This window comes from Enterobacter sp. HG048 (genome assembly GCF_024702055.1).
GTDB lineage: Bacteria > Pseudomonadota > Gammaproteobacteria > Enterobacterales > Enterobacteriaceae > Enterobacter > Enterobacter dykesii.
Genome location: NZ_JANLIZ010000018.1, coordinates 1 through 26,040, shown reverse-complemented (window position 1 = coordinate 26,040; position 26,040 = coordinate 1). Strand labels below are relative to the sequence as shown.

The 26,040-nt window shown below is 59.4% G+C and carries 25 protein-coding genes; 16 read left to right on the top strand and 9 right to left on the bottom strand.

Annotated features, from left to right (window positions below; genetic code table 11):
* Positions 1-16: 16 nt before the first annotated feature.
* Both NUX24_RS18210 and tisB read right to left on the bottom strand, forming a co-directional pair.
* Entirely contained in the window at positions 17-463 is a 447-nt protein-coding gene (locus tag NUX24_RS18210) for a GNAT family N-acetyltransferase (protein ID WP_047650001.1), read from the bottom strand.
* Positions 464-527: 64 nt separating this feature from the next.
* Positions 528-617: a type I toxin-antitoxin system toxin TisB gene (gene tisB / locus NUX24_RS18205; RefSeq protein ID WP_023309830.1), complete on the bottom strand. Its 90-nt coding sequence runs from the start codon at positions 615-617 to the stop codon at positions 528-530.
* Between the two features lie 521 nt (positions 618-1,138).
* Here tisB and ivbL point away from each other — a divergent pair.
* The 9 genes from ivbL (at position 1,139) to nepI (ending at position 10,204) form a co-directional block, all read left to right on the top strand.
* On the top strand, positions 1,139-1,237 hold the full coding sequence (gene ivbL / locus NUX24_RS18200; RefSeq protein ID WP_057979964.1) for an ilvB operon leader peptide IvbL: 99 nt from the start codon (positions 1,139-1,141) through the stop codon (positions 1,235-1,237).
* Positions 1,238-1,343: 106 nt separating this feature from the next.
* Positions 1,344-3,032, top strand: a complete 1,689-nt coding sequence (gene ilvB, locus NUX24_RS18195; RefSeq protein ID WP_257833258.1) for an acetolactate synthase large subunit — start codon at positions 1,344-1,346, stop codon at positions 3,030-3,032.
* Positions 3,033-3,035: 3 nt separating this feature from the next.
* Positions 3,036-3,323: an acetolactate synthase small subunit gene (ilvN, locus tag NUX24_RS18190; protein ID WP_010426528.1), complete on the top strand. Its 288-nt coding sequence runs from the start codon at positions 3,036-3,038 to the stop codon at positions 3,321-3,323.
* Between the two features lie 77 nt (positions 3,324-3,400).
* Positions 3,401-3,994, top strand: a complete 594-nt coding sequence (gene uhpA, locus NUX24_RS18185) for a transcriptional regulator UhpA (protein WP_047649998.1) — start codon at positions 3,401-3,403, stop codon at positions 3,992-3,994.
* Positions 3,991-5,496 carry a signal transduction histidine-protein kinase/phosphatase UhpB gene (uhpB, locus tag NUX24_RS18180; protein ID WP_257833255.1) on the top strand — a complete coding sequence of 502 codons (1,506 nt, stop codon included), beginning with the start codon at positions 3,991-3,993 and terminating at the stop codon, positions 5,494-5,496. The genes uhpA and uhpB overlap by 4 nt, the downstream gene beginning before the upstream one ends.
* Entirely contained in the window at positions 5,489-6,808 is a 1,320-nt protein-coding gene (locus NUX24_RS18175) for an MFS transporter (RefSeq protein ID WP_257833253.1), read from the top strand. Before uhpB ends, NUX24_RS18175 begins: the two co-directional genes overlap by 8 nt.
* A gap of 140 nt (positions 6,809-6,948) precedes the next feature.
* Positions 6,949-8,346, top strand: coding sequence for a hexose-6-phosphate:phosphate antiporter (gene uhpT / locus NUX24_RS18170; protein ID WP_257833251.1), 1,398 nt, complete (start codon positions 6,949-6,951; stop codon positions 8,344-8,346).
* A 110-nt stretch (positions 8,347-8,456) separates the two neighbouring features.
* Positions 8,457-8,909 (top strand): DUF1198 domain-containing protein, encoded by a 453-nt coding sequence (locus tag NUX24_RS18165; RefSeq protein WP_021242696.1) that lies wholly within the window; start codon positions 8,457-8,459, stop codon positions 8,907-8,909.
* A 104-nt stretch (positions 8,910-9,013) separates the two neighbouring features.
* Positions 9,014-10,204 (top strand): purine ribonucleoside efflux pump NepI, encoded by a 1,191-nt coding sequence (gene nepI, locus NUX24_RS18160; protein ID WP_257833248.1) that lies wholly within the window; start codon positions 9,014-9,016, stop codon positions 10,202-10,204.
* Between the two features lie 48 nt (positions 10,205-10,252).
* On the opposite strand, the gene NUX24_RS18155 is transcribed toward nepI, so the two are convergent.
* The 6 genes from NUX24_RS18155 to NUX24_RS18130 form a co-directional block, all read right to left on the bottom strand.
* Complete coding sequence (locus NUX24_RS18155) at positions 10,253-11,158, bottom strand: DMT family transporter (protein ID WP_047649992.1); 906 nt, start codon at positions 11,156-11,158, stop codon at positions 10,253-10,255.
* A 147-nt stretch (positions 11,159-11,305) separates the two neighbouring features.
* Positions 11,306-12,685: a carbohydrate porin gene (locus tag NUX24_RS18150; protein WP_047649991.1), complete on the bottom strand. Its 1,380-nt coding sequence runs from the start codon at positions 12,683-12,685 to the stop codon at positions 11,306-11,308.
* A 136-nt stretch (positions 12,686-12,821) separates the two neighbouring features.
* Positions 12,822-13,124, bottom strand: coding sequence for a PTS lactose/cellobiose transporter subunit IIA (locus NUX24_RS18145; protein ID WP_029741865.1), 303 nt, complete (start codon positions 13,122-13,124; stop codon positions 12,822-12,824).
* 4 nt (positions 13,125-13,128) lie between these two features.
* Positions 13,129-14,505, bottom strand: a complete 1,377-nt coding sequence (locus NUX24_RS18140; RefSeq protein ID WP_257833245.1) for a glycoside hydrolase family 1 protein — start codon at positions 14,503-14,505, stop codon at positions 13,129-13,131.
* A gap of 17 nt (positions 14,506-14,522) precedes the next feature.
* Positions 14,523-15,848: a PTS sugar transporter subunit IIC gene (locus tag NUX24_RS18135; protein ID WP_023309840.1), complete on the bottom strand. Its 1,326-nt coding sequence runs from the start codon at positions 15,846-15,848 to the stop codon at positions 14,523-14,525.
* 11 nt (positions 15,849-15,859) lie between these two features.
* Positions 15,860-16,174, bottom strand: a complete 315-nt coding sequence (locus NUX24_RS18130; protein ID WP_023333974.1) for a PTS sugar transporter subunit IIB — start codon at positions 16,172-16,174, stop codon at positions 15,860-15,862.
* Between the two features lie 293 nt (positions 16,175-16,467).
* Between NUX24_RS18130 and NUX24_RS18125 the strand changes: the two genes are divergently transcribed.
* Positions 16,468-17,418 (top strand): LacI family DNA-binding transcriptional regulator, encoded by a 951-nt coding sequence (locus NUX24_RS18125; RefSeq protein WP_193805407.1) that lies wholly within the window; start codon positions 16,468-16,470, stop codon positions 17,416-17,418.
* Between the two features lie 26 nt (positions 17,419-17,444).
* On the opposite strand, the gene NUX24_RS18120 is transcribed toward NUX24_RS18125, so the two are convergent.
* Positions 17,445-17,741, bottom strand: coding sequence for a YicS family protein (locus NUX24_RS18120; protein WP_047649986.1), 297 nt, complete (start codon positions 17,739-17,741; stop codon positions 17,445-17,447).
* Positions 17,742-17,883: 142 nt separating this feature from the next.
* Between NUX24_RS18120 and NUX24_RS18115 the strand changes: the two genes are divergently transcribed.
* From NUX24_RS18115 to NUX24_RS18090, 6 genes are all read left to right on the top strand, one after another.
* Positions 17,884-18,303, top strand: a complete 420-nt coding sequence (locus NUX24_RS18115) for a GNAT family N-acetyltransferase (RefSeq protein ID WP_257833240.1) — start codon at positions 17,884-17,886, stop codon at positions 18,301-18,303.
* A gap of 147 nt (positions 18,304-18,450) precedes the next feature.
* Entirely contained in the window at positions 18,451-19,251 is an 801-nt protein-coding gene (gene nlpA, locus NUX24_RS18110) for a lipoprotein NlpA (protein ID WP_008500128.1), read from the top strand.
* Between the two features lie 122 nt (positions 19,252-19,373).
* Positions 19,374-20,153, top strand: coding sequence for an MBL fold metallo-hydrolase (locus NUX24_RS18105; protein WP_257833238.1), 780 nt, complete (start codon positions 19,374-19,376; stop codon positions 20,151-20,153).
* 26 nt (positions 20,154-20,179) lie between these two features.
* Positions 20,180-21,133: a GlxA family transcriptional regulator gene (locus NUX24_RS18100; RefSeq protein WP_126330388.1), complete on the top strand. Its 954-nt coding sequence runs from the start codon at positions 20,180-20,182 to the stop codon at positions 21,131-21,133.
* Positions 21,134-21,315: 182 nt separating this feature from the next.
* The gene (locus NUX24_RS18095; RefSeq protein ID WP_257833322.1) at positions 21,316-23,013 is read left to right on the top strand and encodes a ShlB/FhaC/HecB family hemolysin secretion/activation protein; all 1,698 of its coding nucleotides are present in this window, start codon (positions 21,316-21,318) and stop codon (positions 23,011-23,013) included.
* A gap of 14 nt (positions 23,014-23,027) precedes the next feature.
* A partial coding sequence (locus tag NUX24_RS18090; protein ID WP_257833235.1) for a filamentous hemagglutinin N-terminal domain-containing protein occupies positions 23,028-26,040 on the top strand: 3,013 nt, incomplete at its 3' end.

Genomic DNA, 26,040 nt, shown 5'->3' with positions numbered 1-26,040 from the left:
TGATGCTGCCAGCCGGCTACACGGCACAAAAAAGGCGGTGCGTCACCCGCGGTTCGTCCGAGACCTGCGTAAAACCCGCCTGGCGATAGAAGCCGTACGCGCTGTCCGGCGCGTGGGTATTCAGGAAATCAAACCAGATGCTGGCATCGGCCATCACCACGGTTAAAAGCTGTTTGCCAATGCCCAGCCCGCGGCACTTCTCGCTGACGTAGAGATGGCGAATACGTCCGGCGCGCGGCTGCTGGCTGAACGGATCGCGGTTGAGGCCGCATACGCCGACCAGCCTGCCGTTGAGAAACGCGCCCAGCAGCTTTTCTCCCGGCGCGTTAAAGCGGTTCTCGCCGCGCTGCCAGTTCTCTTCAAGCCTGCGCAGCATGTTGAAATTCAGTGCGATACTTTCAGCCTTCAGGGCGATATACCCCGGCTCATCCGGTGTGACAGGCTCAATTAACAGACGCGACATAGCATTCCCTCGTTATTAAAGAGGGGCGGTTGCCCGCCCCTCTCAGGTGCGACTTGAACCTGAATTACCGAAGGAATTTCAGGACAGCATCAAGCAGTTGCAGTACAGCAACAATGAGTTTGAGGATAAGTATCACCATATCCACTACGCTCATACGCGTCTCCTTTTGGGTAAAAGGAGCACGATGCTGGCGTACCTTTCCGCCGCCTGTTGCCAGCACCTGGATTGACGTAACACAGTGTGCTCACTTCAGGGGTTAAGGCACTGACGGCACCACCCGTTTCAGCCAGGACTTCGTTGCGCCGGTAAAACTGCGGCCCCCTCGCTCACTGCGAACACCCTCAGTATAGATAAATACTGTATGTATGAACAGTATTTTTTGGACAAAATCAGGAAGGCGATCCATACTCAAAAGCGTCAAAATCCGTGCCGGAATTGCGCGTTCATCTTCGATCGCGTATACTTTTTGCGTTGACGTAACACAGTGTGTTCTGCGGCGACCAACCGCAAAACCCTGATAAAAACCTCGCTTAGGCGGGGTTTTTTGTTTTCATCCCCCAACAAACGAAACGTGATCCCTGACGCATTTTTGCGCAGATGAAAATATTTCCATTGTCACGCCCGAAAACCTGTGTTTGTATAAATTCCATCAATGATTCCAAACACAGGTCCCCAATGACTTCATCCATCTTCACTTCGACCCTACTAAAAACTGCGCAACCAGCCGCAGTGGTCGTCGTGCGTGTGGTGGTGGTCGTCGGCAATGCGCCGTAGGGACTGGATCAACACACGAATCCAAAACCCCGCCGGCGCAAACCGGGCGGGGTTTTTCGTTTAGGACCCTCCCCGGACCGTCGGCCCAGAAGAAAAGGACTGGAGCATGGCAATTTCGGGCACAACATCCACAAAGAGGCGTTTTACTGGCGCGCAGCTGATCGTTCATTTGCTGGAACGACAGGGCATCACTACCGTTGCGGGTATTCCGGGCGGCACGGTGCTGCCGCTGTACGATGCGTTGAGCCAAAGCACGCAGATCCGCCACGTGCTGGCGCGCCACGAGCAGGGGGCAGGCTTTATTGCTCAGGGCATGGCGCGTACGCAGGGCAAACCGGCGGTCTGCATGGCCTGCAGCGGCCCGGGCGCAACCAACCTGGTCACCGCCATCGCCGACGCGCGCCTCGACTCCATTCCGCTGATCTGCATTACCGGCCAGGTACCGTCCTCGATGATTGGCACCGATGCGTTCCAGGAAGTGGACACCTACGGCATCTCTATCCCCATCACCAAACATAACTATTTAGTTCGCGATATCAGCGAGCTTCCTCAGGTTATCAGCGATGCGTTCCGCATTGCGCAGTCTGGCCGCCCGGGCCCGGTGTGGATAGACATTCCTAAGGATGTCCAGACCGCAGAGATCGAGATCGACGTCCTGCCGGAGCCGGGCGAGCGTGCCCCCGCGCCGGAATTCAGCGCTGAGAGCGTGCGCGATGCCGCCGCCATGATTAACGCCGCCAAACGCCCGGTGCTTTATCTGGGCGGCGGGGCGATTAACGCTGCGGATGAAATCCGCGAGTTTGCAGAGAAAGCCAACCTGCCCACTACCATGACCCTGATGGCGCTGGGCATGCTGCCTAAGGCGCACCCATTGTCATTAGGTATGCTGGGCATGCACGGCGCGCGCAGCACCAATTACATCCTGCAAGAGGCTGATTTGCTGATTGTTATGGGCGCGCGTTTTGATGACCGGGCGATCGGCAAAACCGAGCAGTTCTGCCCGAACGCCAAAATCATTCACGTGGATATCGACCGCGCCGAGCTGGGTAAAATCAAGCAGCCGCACGTGGCTATTCAGGGCGACGTGGCCGAGGTGCTGGCGCAGCTGATCCCGCAGACGGACGCAGCCGAGCGCGCGGACTGGCGCCAGCTGGTGGCCGATCTGCAGCGCGAGTTCCCGGGCGCCATCCCAACCGAAGGCGATCCGCTGAGCCACTATGGTCTTATCAACGCCGTGGCCGCCTGTGTCGACGACAGCGCGATTATCACCACCGACGTGGGCCAGCATCAGATGTGGACCGCCCAGGCCTACCCGCTGAACCGACCGCGCCAGTGGCTGACCTCCGGCGGTCTGGGAACCATGGGCTTCGGCCTGCCTGCGGCGGTCGGTGCAGCCCTCGCCAACCCGGACCGCAAGGTCATCTGCTTCTCCGGTGACGGCAGCCTGATGATGAACATTCAGGAGATGGCGACCGCGGCCGAAAACCAGTTAGACGTGAAAATCATCCTGATGAACAACGAGGCGCTGGGGCTGGTGCACCAGCAGCAGAGCCTGTTCTACAAGCAGGGCGTGTTTGCCGCGACCTATCCGGGGATGATTAACTTTATGCAGATTGCCGCCGGTTTCGGCCTGCACACCTGCGATCTGAACGCGGAAGAGGATGCCCACGCGGCGCTGCAGGCGGCGATTTCTCGCCCCGGCCCGGCCCTGATCCACGTGCGTATCGACCCTGAACAAAAAGTGTATCCGATGGTGCCGCCGGGTGCGGCAAATACTGAGATGGTGGGAGAATAAGCCATGCAGAAACAACATGATAACGTCATTCTGGAACTCACCGTCCGCAACCACCCTGGCGTCATGACCCACGTCTGCGGGCTCTTTGCCCGCCGGGCGTTTAACGTGGAAGGCATTCTCTGTCTGCCGATTCAGGGCAGCGAGCACAGCCGCATCTGGCTACTGGTTAATGATGACCAGCGTCTGGAGCAAATGATGGCCCAGATCGACAAGCTGGAAGACGTCACCAAAGTGGCTCGCAACCAGTCCGATCCTACCATGTTTAACAAAATTGCGGTGTTCTTCGAATAAATCGCTCATTGCTTGAACACCCGCGCGCTTATCGTTAAGGTAGGCGCGTTTTTTTATCCGCCCGCCAGGAACGCGCCATGACCACCATCGCCCTTATCGACGACCATCTTATCGTCCGCTCCGGATTTGCCCAGCTTCTGAATCTCGAAGCGGATTTTCAGGTTGTGGCCGAGTTTGGCTCCGGTCGCGAGGCGCTGGCGGGCCTGCCGGGGCGCGGGGTGCAGGTCTGTATCTGCGACATCTCGATGCCGGATCTTTCCGGACTGGAGCTGTTAAGCCAGCTGCCGAAAGGGATGGCGACGATCATGCTCTCGGTCCACGACAGCCCGGCGCTGGTCGAGCAGGCGCTCAACGCGGGGGCGCGCGGCTTTCTCTCCAAGCGCTGTAGCCCCGACGAACTGATCGCCGCCGTGCGTACGGTCTCGACCGGCGGCTGCTATTTAACGCCGGATATCGCCATCAAGCTGGCGGCCGGACGGCAGGATCCGCTCACCCGGCGCGAGCGCCAGGTGGCTGAGAAGCTCGCGCAGGGAATGTCGGTAAAAGAGATTGCCGCCGAGCTGGATCTGTCCCCGAAAACCGTGCACGTTCACCGCGCCAACCTGATGGAAAAACTTAACGTCAGCAACGACGTCGAGCTGGCGCGCCGCATGTTTGACAGCTGGCAATGAGTTCCGCTTTTTCACGGCTGATCGCCGTCGTCGCCAGCTTTTTTATTTTCTCCGCCGCGTGGTTCTGCCTGTGGAGCATCAGCCTGCATCTGGTGGAACGCCCCGAGCTGGCGGTGCTGCTGTTTCCCTTCGGGCTGCGTCTGGGCTTAATGCTCCAGTGTCCGCGCGGCTACTGGCCGGTTTTGCTCGGCGCAGAGTGGCTGATGCTGGTCTGGCTGGCGCAGGAAGTTGCTCTCGCGCACCTGCCCTTATTGATGACCGGAAGCCTGCTCACGCTTCTCCCGGTTGCCCTCATTTCCCGCTACCGCCACCAGCGCGACTGGCGCACGCTGCTGCGTCAGGGGGCGGCGCTGATGGCCGCCGCGCTGCTGCAGTCGCTTCCGTGGATCGGCGAGAAAGAGATGCTCAACGCCCTGTTGCTGACCCTCACCGGCGGCCTGACGCTCGCGCCGACCTGCCTCGTTATCTGGCACTATCTCACCAGCACCGTCTGGCAGCCGCTCGGCCCGGCGCTGGTTTCCCAGCCGGTGAACTGGCGCGCCCGGCACCTCATCTGGTATCTGCTGCTGTTTGTGGTGAGCCTGTGGCTCCAGCTTGGCCTGCCCGCCGAGCTTTCACGCTTTACGCCGTTTTGTCTGGCGCTGCCGATTATCGCCCTGGCCTGGCACTACGGCTGGCAGGGGGCGCTGATCGCCACGCTGATGAACGCCATCGCGTTGATCGCCAGCCAGACCTGGCACGATCATCCCGTGGATCTGCTGCTCTCCCTGCTGGCCCAGAGCCTGACCGGGCTGCTGCTCGGCGCGGGCATTCAGCGCCTGCGCGAGCTGAACCAGTCCCTGCAAACCGAGCTGGCGCGCAACCGCCGTCTGGCGGAGCGTCTGCTGGAAACCGAAGAGAGCGTGCGGCAGGAGGTCGCCCGCGAGCTGCACGACGATATCGGCCAGACCATCACCGCCATTCGGACCCAGGCGGGCATTGTTCAGCGCCTGGCGGCTGAAAACGCGGGCGTGAAGCAGGGCGGGGCACATATCGAACAGCTTTCGCTGGGCGTCTATGACTCCGTTCGACGCCTGTTAGGGCGGCTGCGTCCGCGCCAGCTCGACGACCTGTCGCTGGAGCAGGCGGTGCGTTCCCTGATGCGCGAGATGGAGCTGGAAAGCCGCGGCATCGTCAGCCATCTCGACTGGCGCATTAACGAATCTACGCTCAGCGAAGGCCAGCGCGTGACGCTGTTCCGCGTCTGTCAGGAAGGGCTGAACAACATCGTCAAGCACGCCAGCGCCAGCGCGGTTACCATCCAGGGCTGGCAGCAGGACGAGCGCCTGATGCTGGTGATTGAAGACGACGGCTGCGGTTTGCCGCCGGGCTCCGGCCAGCAGGGCTTTGGCCTGGCGGGCATGCGCGAGCGCGTGAAGGCGCTCGGCGGTACGCTGAATATCTCTTGCACCCACGGGACGCGCGTCAGCGTCAGCCTGCCGCTACGGAGTTACCATGTTTAAAACCCCTGCCAGCGCCGCGCCGATTGGCGATAAAGCGGAAATCGACGCCCGCTACCGCTACTGGCGTCGCCATATCCTGATGACCATCTGGCTCGGCTACGCGCTGTTCTACTTCACCCGCAAAAGCTTCAACGCCGCCGCGCCTGAAATCCTTGCCAGCGGCGTGATGACGCGCACCGATATCGGCCTGCTGGCGACGCTGTTTTACATCACCTATGGCCTGTCGAAGTTCTTCTCCGGCATCGTCAGCGACCGCTCCAACGCGCGCTATTTTATGGGCGTCGGGCTGATCGCCACCGGGGTGGTGAACATCCTGTTTGGTTTCTCCACCTCGCTGTGGGCCTTCGCCCTGCTGTGGGCGCTGAACGCCTTTTTCCAGGGCTGGGGCGCGCCGGTCTGCGCCCGCCTGCTCACCGCCTGGTATTCGCGCAACGAGCGCGGCGGCTGGTGGGCAATCTGGAACACCGCGCATAACGTCGGCGGGGCGCTGATCCCGATGGTGGTAGGTGCGGCGGCGCTGCACTACGGCTGGCGCGCGGGGATGATGATTGCCGGTGGCCTCGCGATTGTCGCCGGGCTGTTTCTCTGCTGGCGCCTGCGCGACCGGCCGCAAACCGTCGGCCTCCCTGCGGTGGGCGACTGGCGGCACGACGAGATGGAGATTGCCCAGCAGCAGGAAGGCGCGGGGCTGACCCGAAGGGAGATCCTCACCAAATACGTGCTGAAAAACCCATACATCTGGCTGCTGTCGCTCTGCTACGTGCTGGTCTACGTGGTGCGCGCGGCGATCAACGACTGGGGCAACCTGTACATGTCCGAGACGCTCGGCGTGGATCTGGTGACCGCCAACTCGGCGGTGACGATGTTCGAGCTGGGCGGGTTTATCGGCGCGCTGGTGGCGGGCTGGGGATCGGATAAGCTGTTCAACGGCAACCGTGGCCCGATGAACCTGATTTTCGCCGCCGGGATTTTGCTCTCCGTCGGCTCGCTGTGGCTGATGCCGTTCGCCAGCTATGTGATGCAGGCGGCGTGCTTCTTCACCACTGGCTTCTTCGTGTTTGGCCCGCAGATGCTGATCGGCATGGCGGCGGTGGAGTGTTCCCACAAAGAGGCGGCAGGCGCGGCGACGGGCTTTGTCGGACTGTTTGCCTACCTCGGCGCATCGCTCTCCGGCTGGCCGCTGGCGCGGGTGATTGACGTCTGGCACTGGAGCGGTTTCTTCGCGGTGATCGCCATCGCGGCGGGGATCTCCGCGCTGCTGCTGCTGCCCTTCCTGCACGCGCAGGCCCCGCGCGAGGTGAGCGAAGCGTGATGTGCCTCACCTTTCTGGCCCGAGTAGCGTAAAACTAAGAAATTTTCCCGGTTTTACCTGGACGCTGTCTCAGGCATCTCTCCTGGCTGATTTTTACAATGCCTGCCATTCGCAGGTAAAAATCAGCTCAGGAGCAAACCATGCTGGCCTTCCTCAACCAGGTGCGCAAGCCGACCCTGGATCTGCCGCTCGACGTGCGGCGCAAGATGTGGTTCAAACCGTTCATGCAGTCCTATCTGGTGGTCTTCATCGGCTACCTGACCATGTACCTGATCCGCAAAAACTTTAACATCGCGCAGAACGATATGATCTCAACCTACGGGCTGAGCATGACGCAGCTGGGGATGATTGGTCTGGGCTTCTCCATCACCTACGGCGTGGGGAAAACCGTCGTTTCCTACTACGCGGACGGCAAAAACACCAAGCAGTTCCTGCCGTTTATGCTGATCCTCTCCGCCATCTGTATGCTCGGCTTCAGCGCCAGCATGGGCGCGGGCTCCGTCAGCCTGTTCATGATGATCGCTTTCTACGCCCTGAGCGGTTTCTTCCAGAGTACCGGCGGGTCGTGCAGCTACTCCACCATCACCAAATGGACCCCGCGCCGCAAGCGTGGTTCCTACCTCGGCATGTGGAACATCTCCCACAACCTCGGCGGGGCGGGGGCGGCAGGCGTGGCGCTGTTTGGTGCGAACTATCTGTTCGACGGCCATGTGATCGGCATGTTTATCTTCCCGTCGATTATCGCCCTGATTGTCGGCTTTATCGGCCTGCGCTACGGCAGCGACTCCCCGGAATCTTACGGCCTCGGAAAAGCCGAAGAGCTGTTCGGGGAGGAGATCAGCGAAGAGGACAAAGAGACCGAAGAGAACGAGATGTCCAAATGGCAGATCTTTGTTGAGTACGTGCTGAAAAACAAAGTGATCTGGCTGCTGTGCTTCTCGAATATCTTCCTCTACGTGGTGCGTATTGGTATCGACCAGTGGTCGACCGTGTATGCCTTCCAGGAGCTGAAGCTCTCTAAAGAAGTGGCGATTCAGGGCTTCACCCTGTTCGAAGTGGGCGCGCTGGTCGGCACGCTGCTGTGGGGCTGGCTTTCGGATCTTGCCAACGGCCGTCGCGCGCTGGTGGCCTGCGTCGCGCTGGCGCTGATTATCGCCACCCTCGGCGTCTACCAGCACGCCAGCAACCAGTACGTTTACCTGGCGTCCCTGTTCGCGCTCGGCTTCCTGGTGTTTGGTCCACAGCTGCTGATCGGCGTGGCGGCAGTCGGCTTCGTACCGAAAAAAGCGATAGGCGCCGCCGATGGGATTAAAGGCACCTTCGCCTACCTGATCGGCGACAGCTTCGCCAAGCTGGGTCTGGGGATGATCGCCGACGGCACGCCGATTTTCGGCCTCACCGGCTGGGCGGGCACCTTCGCGGCGCTGGATGCGGCGGCCATCGGCTGTATCGTCCTGATGGCGATAGTCGCGGTGCTGGAAGAACGTAAAATTCGCCGTGAGAATCGCGCGCAGAAGCAGAAATTGAAAGCAGCCTGAGTGTGCAGGTAACTTCTTTGCCCGGTGTGTGACGCCGGGCTTTTTTATGCCTGTCGCTGTCGACGCCGTGCGTTTCCCGCTATGATGAGCGGCTATTCTAAGGAGAACGCATGGTCTGGATAATGCTGGCAACGCTTGCCGTGGTGTTTGTGGTGGGATTTCGCGTCCTGACCTCTGATTCCCGCCGCGCGATCAAACGTTTAAGCGAGCGTCTGGGCATCACTCCGATGCCGGTCGAGTCGATGATCGACCAGTTCGGTAAAACGCCCGGCAATGAGTTTATCCGCTACCTTGAGCGCCCCGATGAGGCGCATCTGCAAAACGCGGCGCAGGTGCTGCTTATCTGGCAGGTGTGTATTGTTGATGGTAGTGAAGAGAACCTGCACGCCTGGCACCGCATGCTGCGTAAAGCCCGCCTTGCCGCACCCATTACCGATGCGCAAATTCGTCTGGCGCTTGGCTTCATGCGCGAGATGGAGCCCGATCCGCAGGAGCTAAACGCCTTCCAGCTACGCTATAACCAGCTCTTCCTGCCGGAAGAGGGCGTGTTTTACCTGCACTGATCCCCTGTAAAAACGACAAAAGTTGTCTAAACGTTAAATCCATCACACTTTTGATGATAAACTGCGCGACTTTTCCGCACGTTTTTTTATCTTCAGGTGACGCCATGACAGAACATATCCAGCCCACGACCAGACCGCAGACCAAAGAGGTTTCACGCCCCAACTGGTCGGCCGTTTTCTCCGTGGCGTTCTGCGTCGCCTGCCTGATTACCGTTGAGTTTCTGCCGGTGAGCCTGCTGACGCCGATGGCGCAGGATCTGGGTATTTCCGAAGGCGTGGCGGGGCAGTCCGTTACCGTCACCGCCTTCGTGGCGATGTTCGCCAGCCTGTTTATCACCCAGGTGATTGGCACTATCGACCGCCGCAAGGTGGTCATTCTGTTCAGCGTGCTGCTGACGCTCTCCTGCCTGCTGGTCTCCTTTGCGGAAAGCTTCACCCTGCTGCTGCTGGGGCGCGCCTGCCTGGGGCTGGGATTAGGCGGCTTCTGGGCGATGTCCGCCTCGCTGACCATGCGCCTGGTGCCCGCGCGGACGGTACCAAAAGCGCTTTCCGTTATCTTCGGTGCGGTCTCTATCGCGCTGGTGATTGCCGCGCCGCTGGGCAGCTTCCTGGGCGGGATTATCGGCTGGCGTAACGTCTTTAACGCCGCGGCGGTGATGGGCGTGCTGTGTATTATCTGGGTGTGGAAGGCGCTGCCGTCCCTGCCGGGCGAAGCGGCGCACCATAAGCAGAACATGTTCGCGCTGCTGAAGCGCCCCGGCGTGCTGGCGGGGATGACCGCGATCTTTATGGCCTTTGCCGGGCAGTTTGCCTTCTTTACCTATATCCGCCCGGTGTTTATGAACATGGCGGGCTTTGACGTAGACGGCCTGACGCTGGTGATGCTGAGCTTCGGTATCGCCAGCTTTGTCGGCACGTCGCTGTCTTCGCAGTTCCTGAAACGTTCCCTGAAGGTGGCGCTGGCGGGTGCGCCGCTGGTGCTGGCGGCGAGCGCGGCGGTGCTGGTGCTGTGGGGCAGCGATAAGTGGGTCGCGTCTGCCATTGCGATTATCTGGGGCTTTGCCTTTGCGCTGGTGCCGGTGGGCTGGTCGACGTGGATCACCCGAACGCTGGCCGATCAGGCTGAAAAGGCCGGGTCGATTCAGGTGGCGGTGATCCAGCTGGCGAATACCTGCGGTGCGGCCATTGGCGGCGTGGCGCTCGACCATCTGGGGCTGACATCGCCGCTGGTACTTTCCGGCACGCTGATGCTGCTGACCGCGCTGCTGGTGGCGGGGAAGGTTAAGGCGAAGTAGTGCTTTTCTCCCTCTCCCGTGGGAGAGGGTTGGGGTGAGGGCATCAGGCTACGCCGATGCCTTAACCCTTCTACGCGAATCCATCGAAATCAACACCACCGACGATACAATCAGCAGCGTGCCCAGCCAGTCCGGCAGGGTGAACGCCACGCCCAGTAAAATCACCGACAGCAACGCGCTGCTCAGCGGCTCGGCGCAGCTCAGAATGCTCGCCTTCGGCCCGCCGATCATCTGTGCGCCTTTCAGATACAGGCTGAACGTCAGGGCCGTGCCGATCACCACCAGATAGAAAAACGCCAGCAGCAGGCTGCCGTCAATGACGAAGGTCGTCCCGCGTCCGGCGTAGAACGGCGTCAGCATTAATCCGGCAATCAACATACTCCAGCCGACAATCGGCAATGTGCCATAGCGGGCGATCAGCGTTGACGGATAGGTGGTGTAAAACGCCGCGGCAAACGCCGAGGCGATACCGAAGAACAGCGCGGCAGGCGAGATGGAGAGCGAGGTTGGGTCGCCGTGGGTGACCAGCAGGAACGTCCCGACAAGCGAGGTCACAATCGCGGACAAAACAAACACGCCGGGGCGCTTTTTCCGCGCCAGGGCAAACCACGCCACGATAATGGTTGGCGATAGGAACTGCAGCACGGTAGCGGTCGCCGCGTTGGATTTTTCAATCGTCAGCAGGAAAGTGAGCTGCACGGTAAGCGCGCCGACCAGCGAGAAAAACAGCAGGCTGAGTGCGTCTTTGCGCTGCTTGATGACCGAGAATATCTTGTCGCCGTGAACGAAAGAAAGCGTCAGGAGGATCACGCCGGTAAACAGCAGGCGAACCATGGTCAGGTAAGGCGAAGAAATGTGGCTTTTCTCCATGATGTACTGCGCGCAAACGCCGGAACTGCCCCATAAAACGGCGGCGATCAGAACGTTTAGCATCCCTTTACGTGTGGAACCCATTTTCTCCCCTGCTATGTTGTCGTTTATTCGGTCAACAGCATAGCATGATAGCGTGCGCTCTGATGCCCTCACCCCAGCCCTCTCCCACGGGAGAGGGAGCAAACACTACAAACGGCAACTCTCGTTGCCGTTTTGCTTCTACCTTGCTTAGAACCACGCCTCCCACATCGCGCCGACGTTGAAGTCGTCGAGGGTTTCGTCTTTGGTGTTGTTCACGCGCGCGGTGCGTGCGTTATCCACTTTGCCGCCGGTCACGTAGAAGCGCAGCATCGGGCGGAACTCCGGCCCCATGGCGATAGACATGTTCTGCGACAGGGTCAGCTTCCAGCCCTTGTTGTCGCCGCCGTTATCGTAGTCAACGTGCTGCCAGCCTGCTTCCAGCCAGGTGGAGTGAACGTCGTTCCACCAGTGCATCGGACGCACGATGGCGTTGTAGTTCTTGCGGTTGTCGGTCTTATCGCGGCTGTTGTCGTAGTCGTGGAAGGCGAGGATGTACTCCACCTGCGTCGCCTGGGTGAATTTGTACAGCCCTTCGAAGCTGGCGTAGACCGTGGTCAGGTCCTCGGTTTTGTTGAACACGCTGTTGTCCGCGTTATCGGAGTAGCGGGCAATCACCTTGTTCACGCCGCTGTCGTTGGTGTGGCTCAGCACCACGCCGCCCTGCCAGGCGTTCAGACGCTCGTCGCTCTCCACCGCCTTGGAGTCAAAGCCGTAGTTGGCGTACAGCTCCATGTCGATCGGGCCGAGCTTCATGCCGTGGATTTTTGAGGTCGCGGCGTAGTTGCCTTTATCGCCCGTGCCGGAACCGCCGGTACAGGTGATGCGCGACGGGTTGGCTTCATCTTCCATCACTTCCGGGCTACAGGATTCCACCGCCGCCACGGCGGCGACGTCAAACTGCACGCCGCCGATGTCGAAGTTCTTCACCCCGGCGCCCTGGCCGTCGTGGTTCATCCAGAAGTAATCGTTGATGCCCTGCTGCGGACGCTGGTGGAAGTCACGCCCGGCCCAGAAATAGGCGTTCGGGTTGGAGGCCATAATGTTGGTCACCCCCGCGTAGGCTTTTTTCAGGTTAACTTCGTCGCCCCAGTGGTCGATCATCACGTTGATATCCCAGATGGCGCCGTTTTCACCCTTGAAGGCCTTGGAGAGCTGGAATTCCCCGCCGTTGCCTTCGTTGCCCAGACGACCAATGGCGGACGCGCCGTTGTAGGAACCGTCCACCGCCACATATTTCTGATCGGCGGCCTGGAAATGTGCGCCGTAGCGGGCATAGCCGGTAAATTTAACCCCGAACGGGATCGCCATATCGGGAGATTGCGCCGCGCTTTGCGGCTCGGTCACCACGTCCGCTTTTTTCGCGACCGCCGCATCCATTTTAGCCTGCCGCTCGGCCAGGGCTTTATCCACCGCTTTCGCCACAATGGCGTCGATTTGCTCCTGGGTGAATTCCTGTGCGAGCACGGAAATTGGGCAAAGCGCGGCGATAACCGCCATGGTTAATGGAAGTTTTTTAATCGTATTCATGGTTATCTCAATATAGTTTAATTTTATTCAGACAATAACCATCCCGCTCCGATCTGACAGAGTATGTCGCTATCATCAGAACAAGTGGATCTCTATTTAGGGTACAGAGGTATTACAATAATTATTTCGCCATAGATTATCTCTGGTATAAATGAATAATTTCTTCGGACAGTTCACGCGCTAATAAGGAATTCATTAAGTGATCCTGCGCGTGCACCATAATTAACGTCATCGGCTGGCGGCCTTCGCCCGCATCCTGCTCGATCAGTTTGGTCTGCATCTTGTGCGCCTGGCGCGCGTAGCCATCGGCTTCGCGCAGCAGGCTTTTGGCTTCGTCAATGTTGCCCTGGCGCGCCGCGTGCAGGGCTTCAAAGCACAGGCTGCGGGACTGTCCGGCATTGACGATAATTTCCATTACGGCTTCTTCTAGTGCGATCATATCATTACTCTTTTTCAAAACTATTATTTAACGCGGTGGCGGCAAACCACTCTCCGCTTTTCTTAATGGTGCGTTTCTGTGTCTCTAAATCGAGCTGGATAAATCCGTAGCGATTTTTATAGGCGTTGCACCACGACCAGTTATCAATAAACGTCCACATATGGTAACCGAGACAATTGCACCCTTCGCTAATACCCTTATGCAGCCAGGCTAAATGTTCGGAAATAAACTCGATGCGGTACCGATCGTTTATCTGGCCATTTTCAATAAAGCGCTGCTCGTTTTCGACGCCCATGCCGTTTTCAGAAATAAAGCAGCGAGGGTTGCCGTAATTGTCGCGCAGGTTAACCAGAATATCGTAAATACCCGGCTCGTAGATTTCCCAGCCGCGGTACGGGTTCATCTTGCGGCCCGGCATCTCGTAGCTATCAAAGAACCACTCCGGCATAAACGGCGCCTGCGGGTTCACCGCGCTGTCTCGGCACTTCACGCGACGCGGCTGATAGTAGTTAATGCCGAGCAGGTCGATTTTCCCTTCCGCAATCAGAAAACCGTCTTCCGGCTTGCAGGCGGGAAGCTGATCGTAAGATTTCAGTAACGCCACCAGATCCGCCGGGTATTCGCCGCGCAGAACCGGGTCAAGGAAGCTGCGGTTAAACATCAGATCTGCAACGTGTGCCGCCTTCAAGTCCGCCGGGTTCTGCGAGCGCGGATAGGACGGCGTCAGGTTCAACACGATGCCAATTTCCCCCGCGTAATGCCCGGCGCGGTAGGCCTGCACCGCCTTCGCATGGGCCAGCACGGTGTGATACGCCACGGTGGCTGCCCGACGAAAATCCACCACGTTCGGGTAGTGGAAGTCGTACAGATAACCGCCTTCCACCGGCACGATCGGCTCGTTGAAGGTAAACCAGTGCAGCACGCGGTCACCAAACAGCTCGAAGCAGATCTGCGCATAGCGGGCGTAAGCCTCCACCACGTCGCGGTTTTCCCAGCCGCCGATTTCCTGCATCGCCATCGGCATGTCGAAATGGAACAGGGTCATAAACGGCGTGATGCCCTGTTCATTCAGCTCATCAATGACCTGATTGTAAAAATCGACCGCGTCCGGGTTCACTTCACCGATACCGTCGGGGATCAGGCGCGCCCAGCTAATCGAGGTGCGAAAGCTGTTGTGATTCAGCTGCTTTAACAGCTGAATGTCCGTTTTCCAGTGCTGATAAAACGTGGAGGTCTGCTGCGGCCCCACGCCGTTGTGAAAACGGTTCGGCTCGCGGGCAAACCAGTAATCCCACGTGGTTTCCCCCTCTCTTGCCCCTTCGGTCTGGAGAGCAGAGCTTGCGCTGCCCCACCAGAAGTTATCGGGAAATGCGTATTTCATGACTCTTCCTCTTTGACTTAATTGCTGGCGGTCTCGGCGGCACCGACGGTTGCCTGGGCCTTCTGCTCTTCGTTTTTGATGAGCGTACGCTCATAGGCGCGCAGGAATGGCAGGTACATCAGCGCGGACATCACCATACAGACCAGGCACATCACCACCGGGCTCAGCGCCCAGTTCGCCGCCCACGAGGCGCCAATCGGTGCAGGGGTGGTCCACGGGGTTAACGAGACGACCTGCGCCAGCCAGCCGAGTTTAGTTGCCGCGTACGCCAGGCAGGCGTTAACCAGCGGAACGAACACGAACGGGATAAACAGCATCGGGTTCATGATGATCGGCGCGCCGAACAGAATCGGTTCGTTGATGTTAAAGAAGCTCGGCACAACGCCCATTTTGCCGATGGTACGCAGGTGGGTTACGCGGCTGCGCAGCAGCAGGAACGCCAGCGGCAGCGTGGAGCCTACGCCGCCAATCAGCAGGTAGTGATCCCAGAAGCCCTGGAGGTAAACGTGCGGCAGCGCCGCGCCGGCCGCCAGCGCCGCCTGGTTTGCCGAGAGGTTCGCCATCCAGAACGGGTTCATGATGCCGGTGACGATCAGCGAGCCGTGAATACCGGCGAACCAGAAGATCTGGCACAGCAGCACGGAGAGCAGAATGGCTGGCAGGGAGTCAGAGGCAGACACCAGCGGCTCCAGCAGGTGCATGATCGCCTGCGGGATAATCATCCCTGTTTGCGCTTCAATGAACAGGTTCAGCGGGTGCAGCGTGCCGATCACCACCATCACCGGGATCAGGATTTCAAACGAACGCGCCACGCCGGTCGGGACTTCCTTCGGCAGGCGAATAGTGACGTTGTTCTGCTTCAGCCACGCGTAAACGCGGGTGGCGTAAATCGCGGTGATCAGCGCGGTGAAGATGCCCTGTCCGGAGAGGTACTGCGTCGATATCTTGCCGTCGGCATACGGCGCGGCGACCAGCAGGAAGGCCATAAAGGCCAGCAGGCCGGACATCACCGGGTCGAGGTTGAACTGACGCCCCAGGCTTGCCCCAATCCCCACCGAAATGAAGAAGGTCATCACCCCCATGCTGAGGTTAAACGGCAGCATCAGCTGTTCGCGGTAGGTCTGGGAGAAATCCAGCCAGCCGCGGGCGAAGCTGTTGGTGGTATCCGCCGAGAACGGCGGGAAGATGAACACCAGCATAAACGAGCCGATGATCATAAACGGCAGCGCGGCGGTAAAGCCGTCGCGGATGGCAATCACGTACTTTTGCTGACCCAGCTTCGCGGCCAGCGGAGTAATCGACTGCTCAATCACCGCGACCATGGATTGATATAACGAACTCATGTGAACACCTTTTAGTGTGCCGCTTCGATGAGCGACAGAGCATAGTCCAGTACTTTATCGCCACGCTGCATGCCGTAGTCCATCATATCGATGGGCTGCACCGGAATGCCTTGCGTCGCCGCCTTGTCTGAGAGTGTCTGTAACATGTATTTCACTTGCGGTCCGAGAAGTACCACCTGGTATTGCGGAAACTGCGTATCAAATTCGGAAACGCCGTACGCATCAATCTTCACCGGCAAACCACGTTCTTTCGCGACATCGACCATTTTGCTGACCAGCAGGCTGGTGGACATCCCGGCAGAGCAGCACAGCATAATTTTGAACATCGACAACCATCCTCTAAATGTAAAAAGTTATTGCGAGGATGATTGGACATTATACGGAAACCGGTTTCCATTCATAAAAGACAGAAGTGTGACAACCATCAAGATGCCTTACTTATGAGGCTAATTAACCCGATGTGCGTCACATAATTTGGCAGTTTTGACATCATTTGGAGTGGAAACGGAAAATCGGTTTCCATGAAAAACGGAAACGGATATACTCCGTTCTGGCTATAATGTGAGCCGAAGCGGTGATGGAATTTGCAGGCGCGAGGTAAGCCTGCCAGGGGAAAGAGATGTCGACAATCAATGATGTATCACGTCTTGCCGGGGTGTCTAAAGCCACGGTATCGCGAGTGTTGAGTGGGTCGCGTGGCGTAAAGGAAGCCAGCCGTCAGGCCGTACTAAAAGCGGTGGATGAGCTGAACTACCGGCCTAACGTGATAGCCCAGTCGCTGCTGAGCCAGTCGACGGGGTGTATCGGGGTCATTTGCGCGCAGGAAAATATTAACCAGACCACCGGTTATCTCTACGCGCTGGAAAAACAGCTCAGCCAGCATCAAAAACACCTCCTGCTGCGCTTCGCGCACAGCAAAGCGGAAGTGATGAACGCCCTTGAAGAACTTTCCTGCGGGCTTTGCGATGACATCCTGGTGATTGGCGCCCGTTTCCCGCTGGACGTGGAGATGGACAACGTCATTCTGGTGGACTGCATGGAGTCTGATAACGCCAACAGCATTCAGTTTGATCACGCCTTTGCCGCCGAGACCGCCTGTAACTACCTCACCAGTCAGGGGCGTCGCCAGATTGCGCTGATCCACCCCCACGGCAGCGGTTTTGCCGATCAGGTGCTTCTCGGCTACAAGCATGCGCTGGAGAAAAATTTCCTGCCCTTTAATCGCAACCTGGTCTTTATGGATGCGACTTCTTCGTCCGTTGCGCTACAGGAGCTGCTTAATAACGCCAGCACCCTGAACTTCAACGCGCTGCTGGTGGCGGACGAGCAGGAAGCCCAGCGGGTGATCCCGCAGCTGCAGGCGTTTAATAAATCGGTGCCGGACGACATCATGGTCTTCAGCCTTGCCGGATCGCTGCACCTGCCGGGTATTCCGGTGATCCCGGCTATTGAATATTCCATGGACGCGATGGCGGCGCGCATTGTGAGCTGGCTGACGGAGAAAACGCAGATGCTCGGGTCCTATGTTCTGCGCGGGGATCTCATCATTCCGGATATGCGGAAGCGCTGAAAAAAGCGTGAAGCCCGGCTTCACGCTTAATAATCCTCCATACAATCCACCTGACCAATCGCCCCCCAGTAGGCATCCAGGTTGTCGCGCTTCACGGCGGTAATGGCATTTTTGATCAGCAACTGATTGGCCTCGGACGATAAAATCATCGCCTGCCAGGCTTTATCGCTCTGCTTTTTCTGTGGCGTGCAGGTTTTCTTAATATCTTTAAGGACCTGCTGCTTTATTTGCGCCTCTTTCGCAGGGTCATCCTTTTCCTGAGCATGGACAAACGCGGCGAAGAGCAGACAAACCAGCAGGCAGACCAGGTGCGCGGCTTTCATCAACAACCCCCTTTCGAAGTCACAGGCTTCCCATGAAATATATCGTTACATTCAGTGTAGCGACGCCAGCCGAAAGTATGAATTTTCTCCGGGAGATCTGTGTGAGATAGTGAAGCGGCACAGATAACAAGGAGATAAAAATATGCACCTGAGCATTACTCATGTGGTTACTGCGCAGGAAAAAGAAGAGTTACTCGTCGGTCTGAGAGCCTTTAACGGACAGTTTATCGATCTGGCGAACTTTAGCGGCGACATTGGCGTTTACGTGCGGGACGATAAAGGCGCCATGCTCGGCGGGCTAATTGGGGTGCGTAAAGGCGACTGGCTGAATATCGACTTTCTTTGGGTGAGCGACGCCGTGCGTGGATCCGGCGTGGGCAGCCAGCTCATCAAAGCGGCCGAAGAGGAAGCCCGACGCAAAGGCTGCAAGCATGCGCTGGTCGACACCGCCAGCTTCCAGGCGCGCCCGTTCTATGAAAAACAGGGGTACCAGCTGCAGATGTCTTTGCAGGATTATCCGTACCCGGGCATGCAGCGACATTACCTGGCGAAAGCCCTTTAAGCCCTGAATCTGTCGGCCGGGTAAGCGCTGCGCCACCCGGCAATACTCGCATATAACCGATCCTTCTTATTGATTCTTTTTCGGTTTTTATTTCACCGCTTCGTTGTCGATATAGTCACTACAACATTCAGCAAAAGGAACTGTCTTGTGAAACGTCGATTGGGTGCTCTGGTACTTGCTGGCCTGCTGCTGGCAGGGTGCGATCAAAGTGGCAGCGATGCCAAACACATTAAAGTGGGCGTCATCAACGGCGCTGAACAGGACGTAGCGGAAGTCGCCAAAAAGGTGGCAAAAGAGAAATATGGCCTGGACGTGGAGCTGGTCGGCTTCAGCGGTTCGCTGTTGCCTAACGATGCGACTAACCAGGGGGAACTGGATGCCAACGTCTTCCAGCATCGCCCATTCCTCGCTGAGGATAACAAGGCGCATGGCTACAAGCTGGTGGCCGTGGCGAACACCTTCGTTTTCCCGATGGCCGGCTATTCCCGCAAAATCAAATCCGTCTCTGACCTGAAGGACGGGGCAACCATTGCCATTCCAAACGACCCGACCAACCTTGGCCGCGCGCTGTTGCTGCTGCAAAAGGAGAAGCTCATTACCCTGAAGCCGGACACCGGGCTGCTGCCGACGGCGCTGGATATTACCGCCAACCCTAAACAGCTGAAAATTATGGAGCTGGAAGGGGCGCAGCTGCCGCGCGTGCTGGACGATCCGAAAGTGGATGTCGCCATCATCAGCACGACCTATATTCAGCAAACCGGGCTGTCGCCGGTGCATGATAGCGTCTTTATTGAAGACAAAAACTCGCCGTACGTGAACATCGTGGTGACGCGCGAAGACAACAAGGACGCGGAGAACGTGAAGGAATTTATCCAGTCGTATCAATCGCCTGAGGTAGCGAAAGCGGCGGAGACGATCTTTAACGGCGGGGCGGTGCCGGGCTGGTAAACGATCTGACGGAAAACGGGTTGCTTAAATTGGCCCGATTCCATCGGTAATCGCCCTTTAACCCACAGCGTCAGCTGCGACCGCTGGCTATCCTCCTTATCACACCAACCGGAGGATAGCCCATGAACATTACCCATATTCGCAACGCCACCCAGCTGATTACCTACGCCGGAAAACGTCTTTTAATCGACCCGATGCTGGCCCCGAAGGGGGCTTATCCGGGCTTTCCCGGCACGGCGTATGCCGAACGCCGTAACCCGACGGTCGAACTCCCCGTTGACGTCAGCACGCTGCTGGGCGCCGACGCGGTGATCGTCACCCATACCCATGACGATCACTGGGATCGCGCCGCGGCGGAGCTGATCGCCAAAGACAAACCGATCTACGTGCAAAACGATCGTGACGCCGCGCTGCTGCGAAGCCAGGGATTCAGCAACCTGACGGTCATGACCGACGCGACCTTCTTCGGCGATATTCAGATTACGAAAACCCACGGCGGGCAGCACGGCACCGATCGCGCTTACGCCGTGCCGGAGCTGGCGGAGCGGCTGGGCGAGGCCTGCGGCGTGGTGCTGCGTCATCCCGATGAGAAGACGCTCTATCTTGCCGGGGATACCGTCTGGCGTGACGAAGTAGCGGCCGATCTGCAAAAGCACCAGCCGGACGTGGTGGTACTGAACGCTGGCTATGCACACGTCATTGGTTTTGGGCCCATTATTATGGGGCAGGAGGATGTGCTTAACGTTCATTTCCTGCTGCCGCAGGCCAACATTGTGGCGAGCCATATGGAGGCGATTAACCACTGCCTGTTGACCCGCAGCGCGCTGCGTGAGTACGTTGAAGCCAATCAGGTGAGTGACGCGGTGAGCATTCCCCAGGATGGCGAAACCGTTATATTCTGAGCGTCTAAAAGGGAAAGGAGAGACAGATGTCGCTAATCAACGTCGCGATTGTCGCGGTAGACGGGTTCAGCCCGTTCCACTACTCCGTTCCCTGCATTCTGTTTGGCGATTCGGTCTCCGGCGAAAAGCGCTTTAACGTGACGATTTGCGCCGAAACGCCGGGGTTCCTCACCTCAAAAGACGGATTTGCCCTCAACGCCACGCAGGATTTCACCGCTATGGGTCAGGCCGATATTGTCGTCGTTCCCTACTGGCAGCACGTCCTTGAACGACCGCCCCAGGCGCTGCTCGACAGCCTGGTGCAGGCAAGAGACAACGGTGCGGAAATCGTCGGGCTGTGTCTGGGGTCGTTTGTTCTTGCCTGGGCGGGGCTCCTCGACGGCAAACGTGCGGCCACCCACTGGGAGTTCGAACGTCAATTTCAGTCGCTCTTCCCGCGCGTTCAGCTGGATATTAATGCCCTTTACGTGGATGACGGCAATATCATCACCTCTGCCGGTACCGCGGCTGCGCTGGACTGCTGCCTGTATATCATTCGCCAGCGTTTTGGGAGCGTGGTCGCCAACCAGATTGCCCGTCGGATGATTGTTCCGCCCCACCGCGAGGGCGGTCAGGCGCAGTTCATCGCCCAGCCGGTACCCAAAGATACCCGCGACGGACGCATTAACTGCCTGATCGACTACCTGCAGCAGCACATCACCGAACCGCATAGCCTGGACTCGCTGGCAGAGGTGGTTTCGATGAGCCGCCGCACCCTGACCCGGCATTTTATTAAAGCCACGGGGATGAGCGTCGCCGACTGGCTTACCGCCGAACGCCTGCGGCGCAGCCAGATCCTGCTTGAGGCCGGAAATATGCCGATTGAGCGCGTGGCTGAACTCGTGGGATTTAATTCCCCCGTCACCTGGCGACAGCAGTTCAAGGCGCGTTTTGGGGTCAGTCCGGCAGAGTGGAGAAAAACGTTTCGTCTCCACAGCTAGTGTATTACGGCTAACTCAAGATTTAAGGGTGAGTTAAACCATTTCTTATTTTCTCTTAATATCTTTCTCACCTTTCCGAAAGAACCATTAATTTTAGGGGCCCTAATGCAAATTAGATATACTCGCTTTAAGAATGCTCTTATATTACAAAAATAATCATTGCGGACATTTTTGTGGCATGGATGAATAGCTCCGAAATAAAAAATAGAATAGTTTCATTTGTGAATTATACTGTTGCTATATTATTAATTGCGCTTTTTTCAGCGAGTGTGAATGCTGCCCCCTTGTCGCCAGCCGATCGCGACGCTATTCAGCAGCAACAGCAGCAGCTTTTATTACAGAACCAGCAACAGCGCGAAGAGCTGGAGCGGAGTATTCCTCGCCCCGCGCCTGCCAGGCCTCTGCCTGCAACCGGCTCCGGGCCCTGTTTCACCATTAATACCATTACCCTTTCCGGTGCGACCTTAATCTCCCCGAAAACCCGTCAGACCCTTGTCGCACCGTGGCAGGGCCGGTGTCTGGATATGGCGAAAATAACGGAACTTCTCGCCCATATTTCTGACTGGTATATCAGCCGGGGATATATCACCAGCCGCGCCTTTCTCACCGAGCAGGATCTCTCCGGCGGTCAGCTGAATATTGTTGTGCTGGAAGGCAGACTGGAAGCAATTCGTCTGGAAGGCGAAACGCCGCGCATGCTGAAAATGGCGTTTCCGGGACGGGTGGGCGGCATCCTTAATTTACGCGACATTGAACAGGGCATGGAGCAAATTAACCGTTTGCGTACCGACCCGGTGCAGATTGAAATTCTGCCGGGAACGCAGGCCGGATATTCCATCGTTAATCTCACGGCAAAACCGGAATTTCCCTTAAGTGTATCCGTAAGCCTGGATAATAGCGGGCAGAAGAGCACCGGCGAAGATCAGCTGAGTGGCGTGCTCACCGCCAATAATATGCTGGGGCTGGCGGATAAATGGTTTGTCAGCGGCGGGCGCAGCAGCGATTTTGCCAGCGCGTACGATGCGCAGAATTTCCAGGCGGGCGTCAGCGTGCCGTTCGGCTACGGCCTGCTGGACTACAGCTACGCCTGGAGTAACTACCGGACCACCATCAGTAACCAGGGGTTCAACTGGCTCTCCACGGGCGATACTAAAACCCACCGCCTTAACGCGTCCTGGGTGGTGTTCCGCAACGGGGATGTGAAAACCGGTATTGCGGCAGGCGTGGTTCAGCGCTCCAGCCGCAACTGGCTCAACGACGCGCCGCTTAAGAGCAGCACGCGCAACCTCTCCAGCCTGGTCCTCGGGATTACCCACACGCAAAAAATGCTGGGCGGCGTGGCGACCTTCAACCCGACCTGGAGCCACGGCATGCCTTGGTTCAGTGCCGAAACCGACGAAAATAAATCCGGGGATATGCCGCGCGCGGAATTCCGTAAATGGAGCCTGAACGCCAGCTTCCAGCGGCCTGTCGCCCGCAACGCGTGGTGGCTGACCAGCGCCTACGGCCAGTGGTCGCCCGACCGGCTGTACGGCTCCGAGCGCCTGACGCTCGGCGGCGAAAGCTCCGTGCGCGGTTTTAAAGAGCAGTACCTGTCCGGGGATAACGGCGGCTACTGGCGTAACGAGTTGGGGTATTCCCTCTTCACCCTCCCGGTGATTGGCGCGGTAAGCGCAACGGTCGCCGTTGACGGCGGCTGGCTGGAAAAAGACCGTCAGGACCGCTTTGCCTCCGGCACGCTGTGGGGCGGTTCGGTGGGGCTGAGCAGCGCAGGGCGCGGGTACAGCAGCCAGATTTCGGTCGGCACGCCTCTGCACTACCCCGACTGGCTCGGCCCGGATCATGTGAGCGTTAACTGGCGCATTGCCTTCATGCTTTAAGAGACTCTACGACTATGGATACCCGTCACCCACCCGTTCGTTTCTCGCAGCGTCTGATCAGCTGGATTGTCTGCGGCCTGATGGTCTGGCAGCCGGTGGCACCCGCCGTCGCGGCGGCGCTTACGCCGACCGGGCAGACCACGGTCGATCGGGCGGGGAACGGGGTGCCGGTCGTCAACATCGCCACGCCCAACGGGGCGGGTATCTCGCATAACCAGTTCGGTGAGTATAACGTCGGCAACGAGGGGCTTATCCTCAATAACGGCACGGACCGTTTAACCCGGACCCAGCTGGGCGGGCTTATCCAGAACAACCCCAACCTGCAGGCCGGGCGGGAAGCGAAAGGTATCATCAACGAAGTCACGGGCGCCAGCCGCTCGCAGCTGCAGGGCTACACGGAAGTCGCCGGTAAGGCAGCAAACGTTATGGTGGCCAACCCGTACGGGATCACCTGTAACGGATGCGGATTTATCAACACCCCGAACGTCACCCTGACCACGGGGAAACCGCAGTTCGACGCCAGCGGTAACCTGCTGGCGCTGGAGGTGACGAAAGGCGCCATCACGGTTGAAGGCCAGGGGCTGGACGCCAGTAAAAGCGACGCGCTGTCGATTATTGCGCGCGCAACGGAAGTGAACGCCGCGATCCACGCGAACGACCTGACGGTAACGGCAGGGGCGAACCGCGTGGGCGCAGACGGCAGCGTCAGGCCGATTGCCGGTGAGGGCGCCGCGCCCGTGGTGGCGGTGGATACCGGCGCGCTCGGCGGGATGTATGCCAACCGTATCCGTCTGGTCTCCAGCGAGGCGGGCGTGGGGGTGAACCTCGGCAACCTCACCGCGCGCCAGGGCGACATTCAGCTGGATGCGGGCGGCAGACTGACGGTCAGGAACAGCCTGGCCAGCGGTTCGATTCGCGCGAATGGCGCGGGAGTGACCCTCAGCGGCAGCCATCAGGCCGGGGGCGCGCTGAACGTGGCCAGCTCGCAGGATATGGAGCTCAGTAACAGCACGCTCGCCAGCCAGGGCGATATGCGCCTTTCTGCGGCGGGGAAAGTGCAGATGACCGGTGGCGGGACAAACAGCGCGGGCGCGCTGGCGGTCAGCAGCGGGCAGGCGATGACGCTCAGCAATAGCTCCCTTATCTCCCGCGGCGCGGCGACGCTGGACAGTCAGGACACTCTGACCGTCAACGGCGGCGGCGTGTCGGCACAGGGCGGGGCGCTGACCGTCACGAGCAAACAGGGAATGGCGCTTGCGGATGCAACGCTGACGGGCCAGGCCGACACCACGCTGTCCACCGGCGGCAGCCTGACGCAGCGCGGCGGCAGCGTCACCAGCAAGGGTGCGCTCAGCGTGGCGGCCGGGAAGGATATCACCCTGACGAATACCCGCAGCGGAAGCGATACCCGCGCGACCCTCAGCAGCGGCGGCACACTGTCCTCCACGGGCAGTGCGGTCTCGGCAGGGGAGAGTCTGGCCCTGAGCGGCGGGCAGCTGGTGCTGGACGGCCAGAGCCGGGCCGATGCCGCGGCAGATATCCGCCTGACGGGCAGCACCGTCAGCAACCAGGGGCAGGTGAATGCGGGGCGCGACATTGCGCTCTCCGGCGACAGGGTGTCCAGCAGCGGCCTGCTGGCGGCGAAAGGCCACCTGGACGTGAACGGCGGAGAGCTGACGAATGACGGCACGGCGCAGGGCAGCGACGTCACCCTGAAGGGACAGACGGTGACCAACAACGGCACCCTGCAGAGCGCCGGCAACCTGGCGTTAAGCGCCGGAACCCTGGAGCAGCGGGGCACGCTGAGCGCAAAAGGTGATGCGACCGTCACGGCGCAGCAGACCCTGCGTAACGGCGGCAGCCTGCTGGCTGACGGCGCGATGAACGTGACCGCAGGCAACCTTGAACAAAACGGCACCCTGTCCGGCGCGACGGCGCTGACGGCGCAGGCCGGCACCCTGACCAGCGGTCAGGCGTCCCGCACGACCAGCCAGGGCAATATACAGATTACCGCGACCCGCAGCGCCAGCCTGAACGGGCAGACGGACGCGGCGGGGGCGGTCACCGTCAGCGCCGGCGACCTGACCACCGGCCGGGATGCGCACCTGCAGAGCGGGAAGGGGCTCACCCTGCAGGCGCAGAATGCCGCGCTGAACGGCACGCAGGCGGCGAAAGGCGCCCTGTCGGTGACGGCGGGCACGATTACGCACGCCGGGAAATCCACCGGTGACGCGCTGAGCTTTAACGCGTCCGGCGACCTGACCAGCGGCGGCGAGCTCACCGCCGCTACCCTCAGCCTCAGCGGAAATAACATCCTCCAGTCCGGCGCCGCAAAAGCGGACCGCATGACCCTGACGGCCCCCGGGCGCATCACCAGCAGCGGTTCGCTGGTTGCCGGTACGCTGGCGCTGGACGCTGCCTCGGTGGAGAACGGCGGGCTGCTGCAGGGGACCACCCTGCTCGGCCTGAAGACCGGGTCACTGACGAACCTCGCGGGCGGGTCGGTCTACAGCGCGCAGGATTTAACGCTGAATATCCCGGCGCTGGCCAACGGCGGGCTTATCACCACCGACGGCACGCTGCGCATTAAAGGCGACACGCTGACAAACCAGGGTGAAATCAACGGGGTCAGCCTGAGCGGTGAGTACCTCAGCCTGACCAACACCGATACCGGACGCCTGCTGGCGGACGACCGGCTCACCCTGAACGGCACTGCGTTTACTAACGCGGGCAGTATTGCCGCCGGCGACCTGCACATCACGGCGGACAGCCTGCAGAACCAGGGTACCGTTGAGGGGGACACGGCCCTGACGCTTGACGTGGCAGACCTCACTAACCGCGGCGCGCTGCGCAGCGGCGGAACGCTGACGCTTAACGGTGAAACGCTGGCTAACAGCGGCGAGCTCAGCGCCACCGCGCTGCTGCTGAACCTGACCCGCCGGGCCAGCAACGAGGCCGGCGGTCGGGTGATTGCCCGGGACGGCCTGACGCTGACCGCCCCTGCACTTACAAACAGCGGGCGGATGG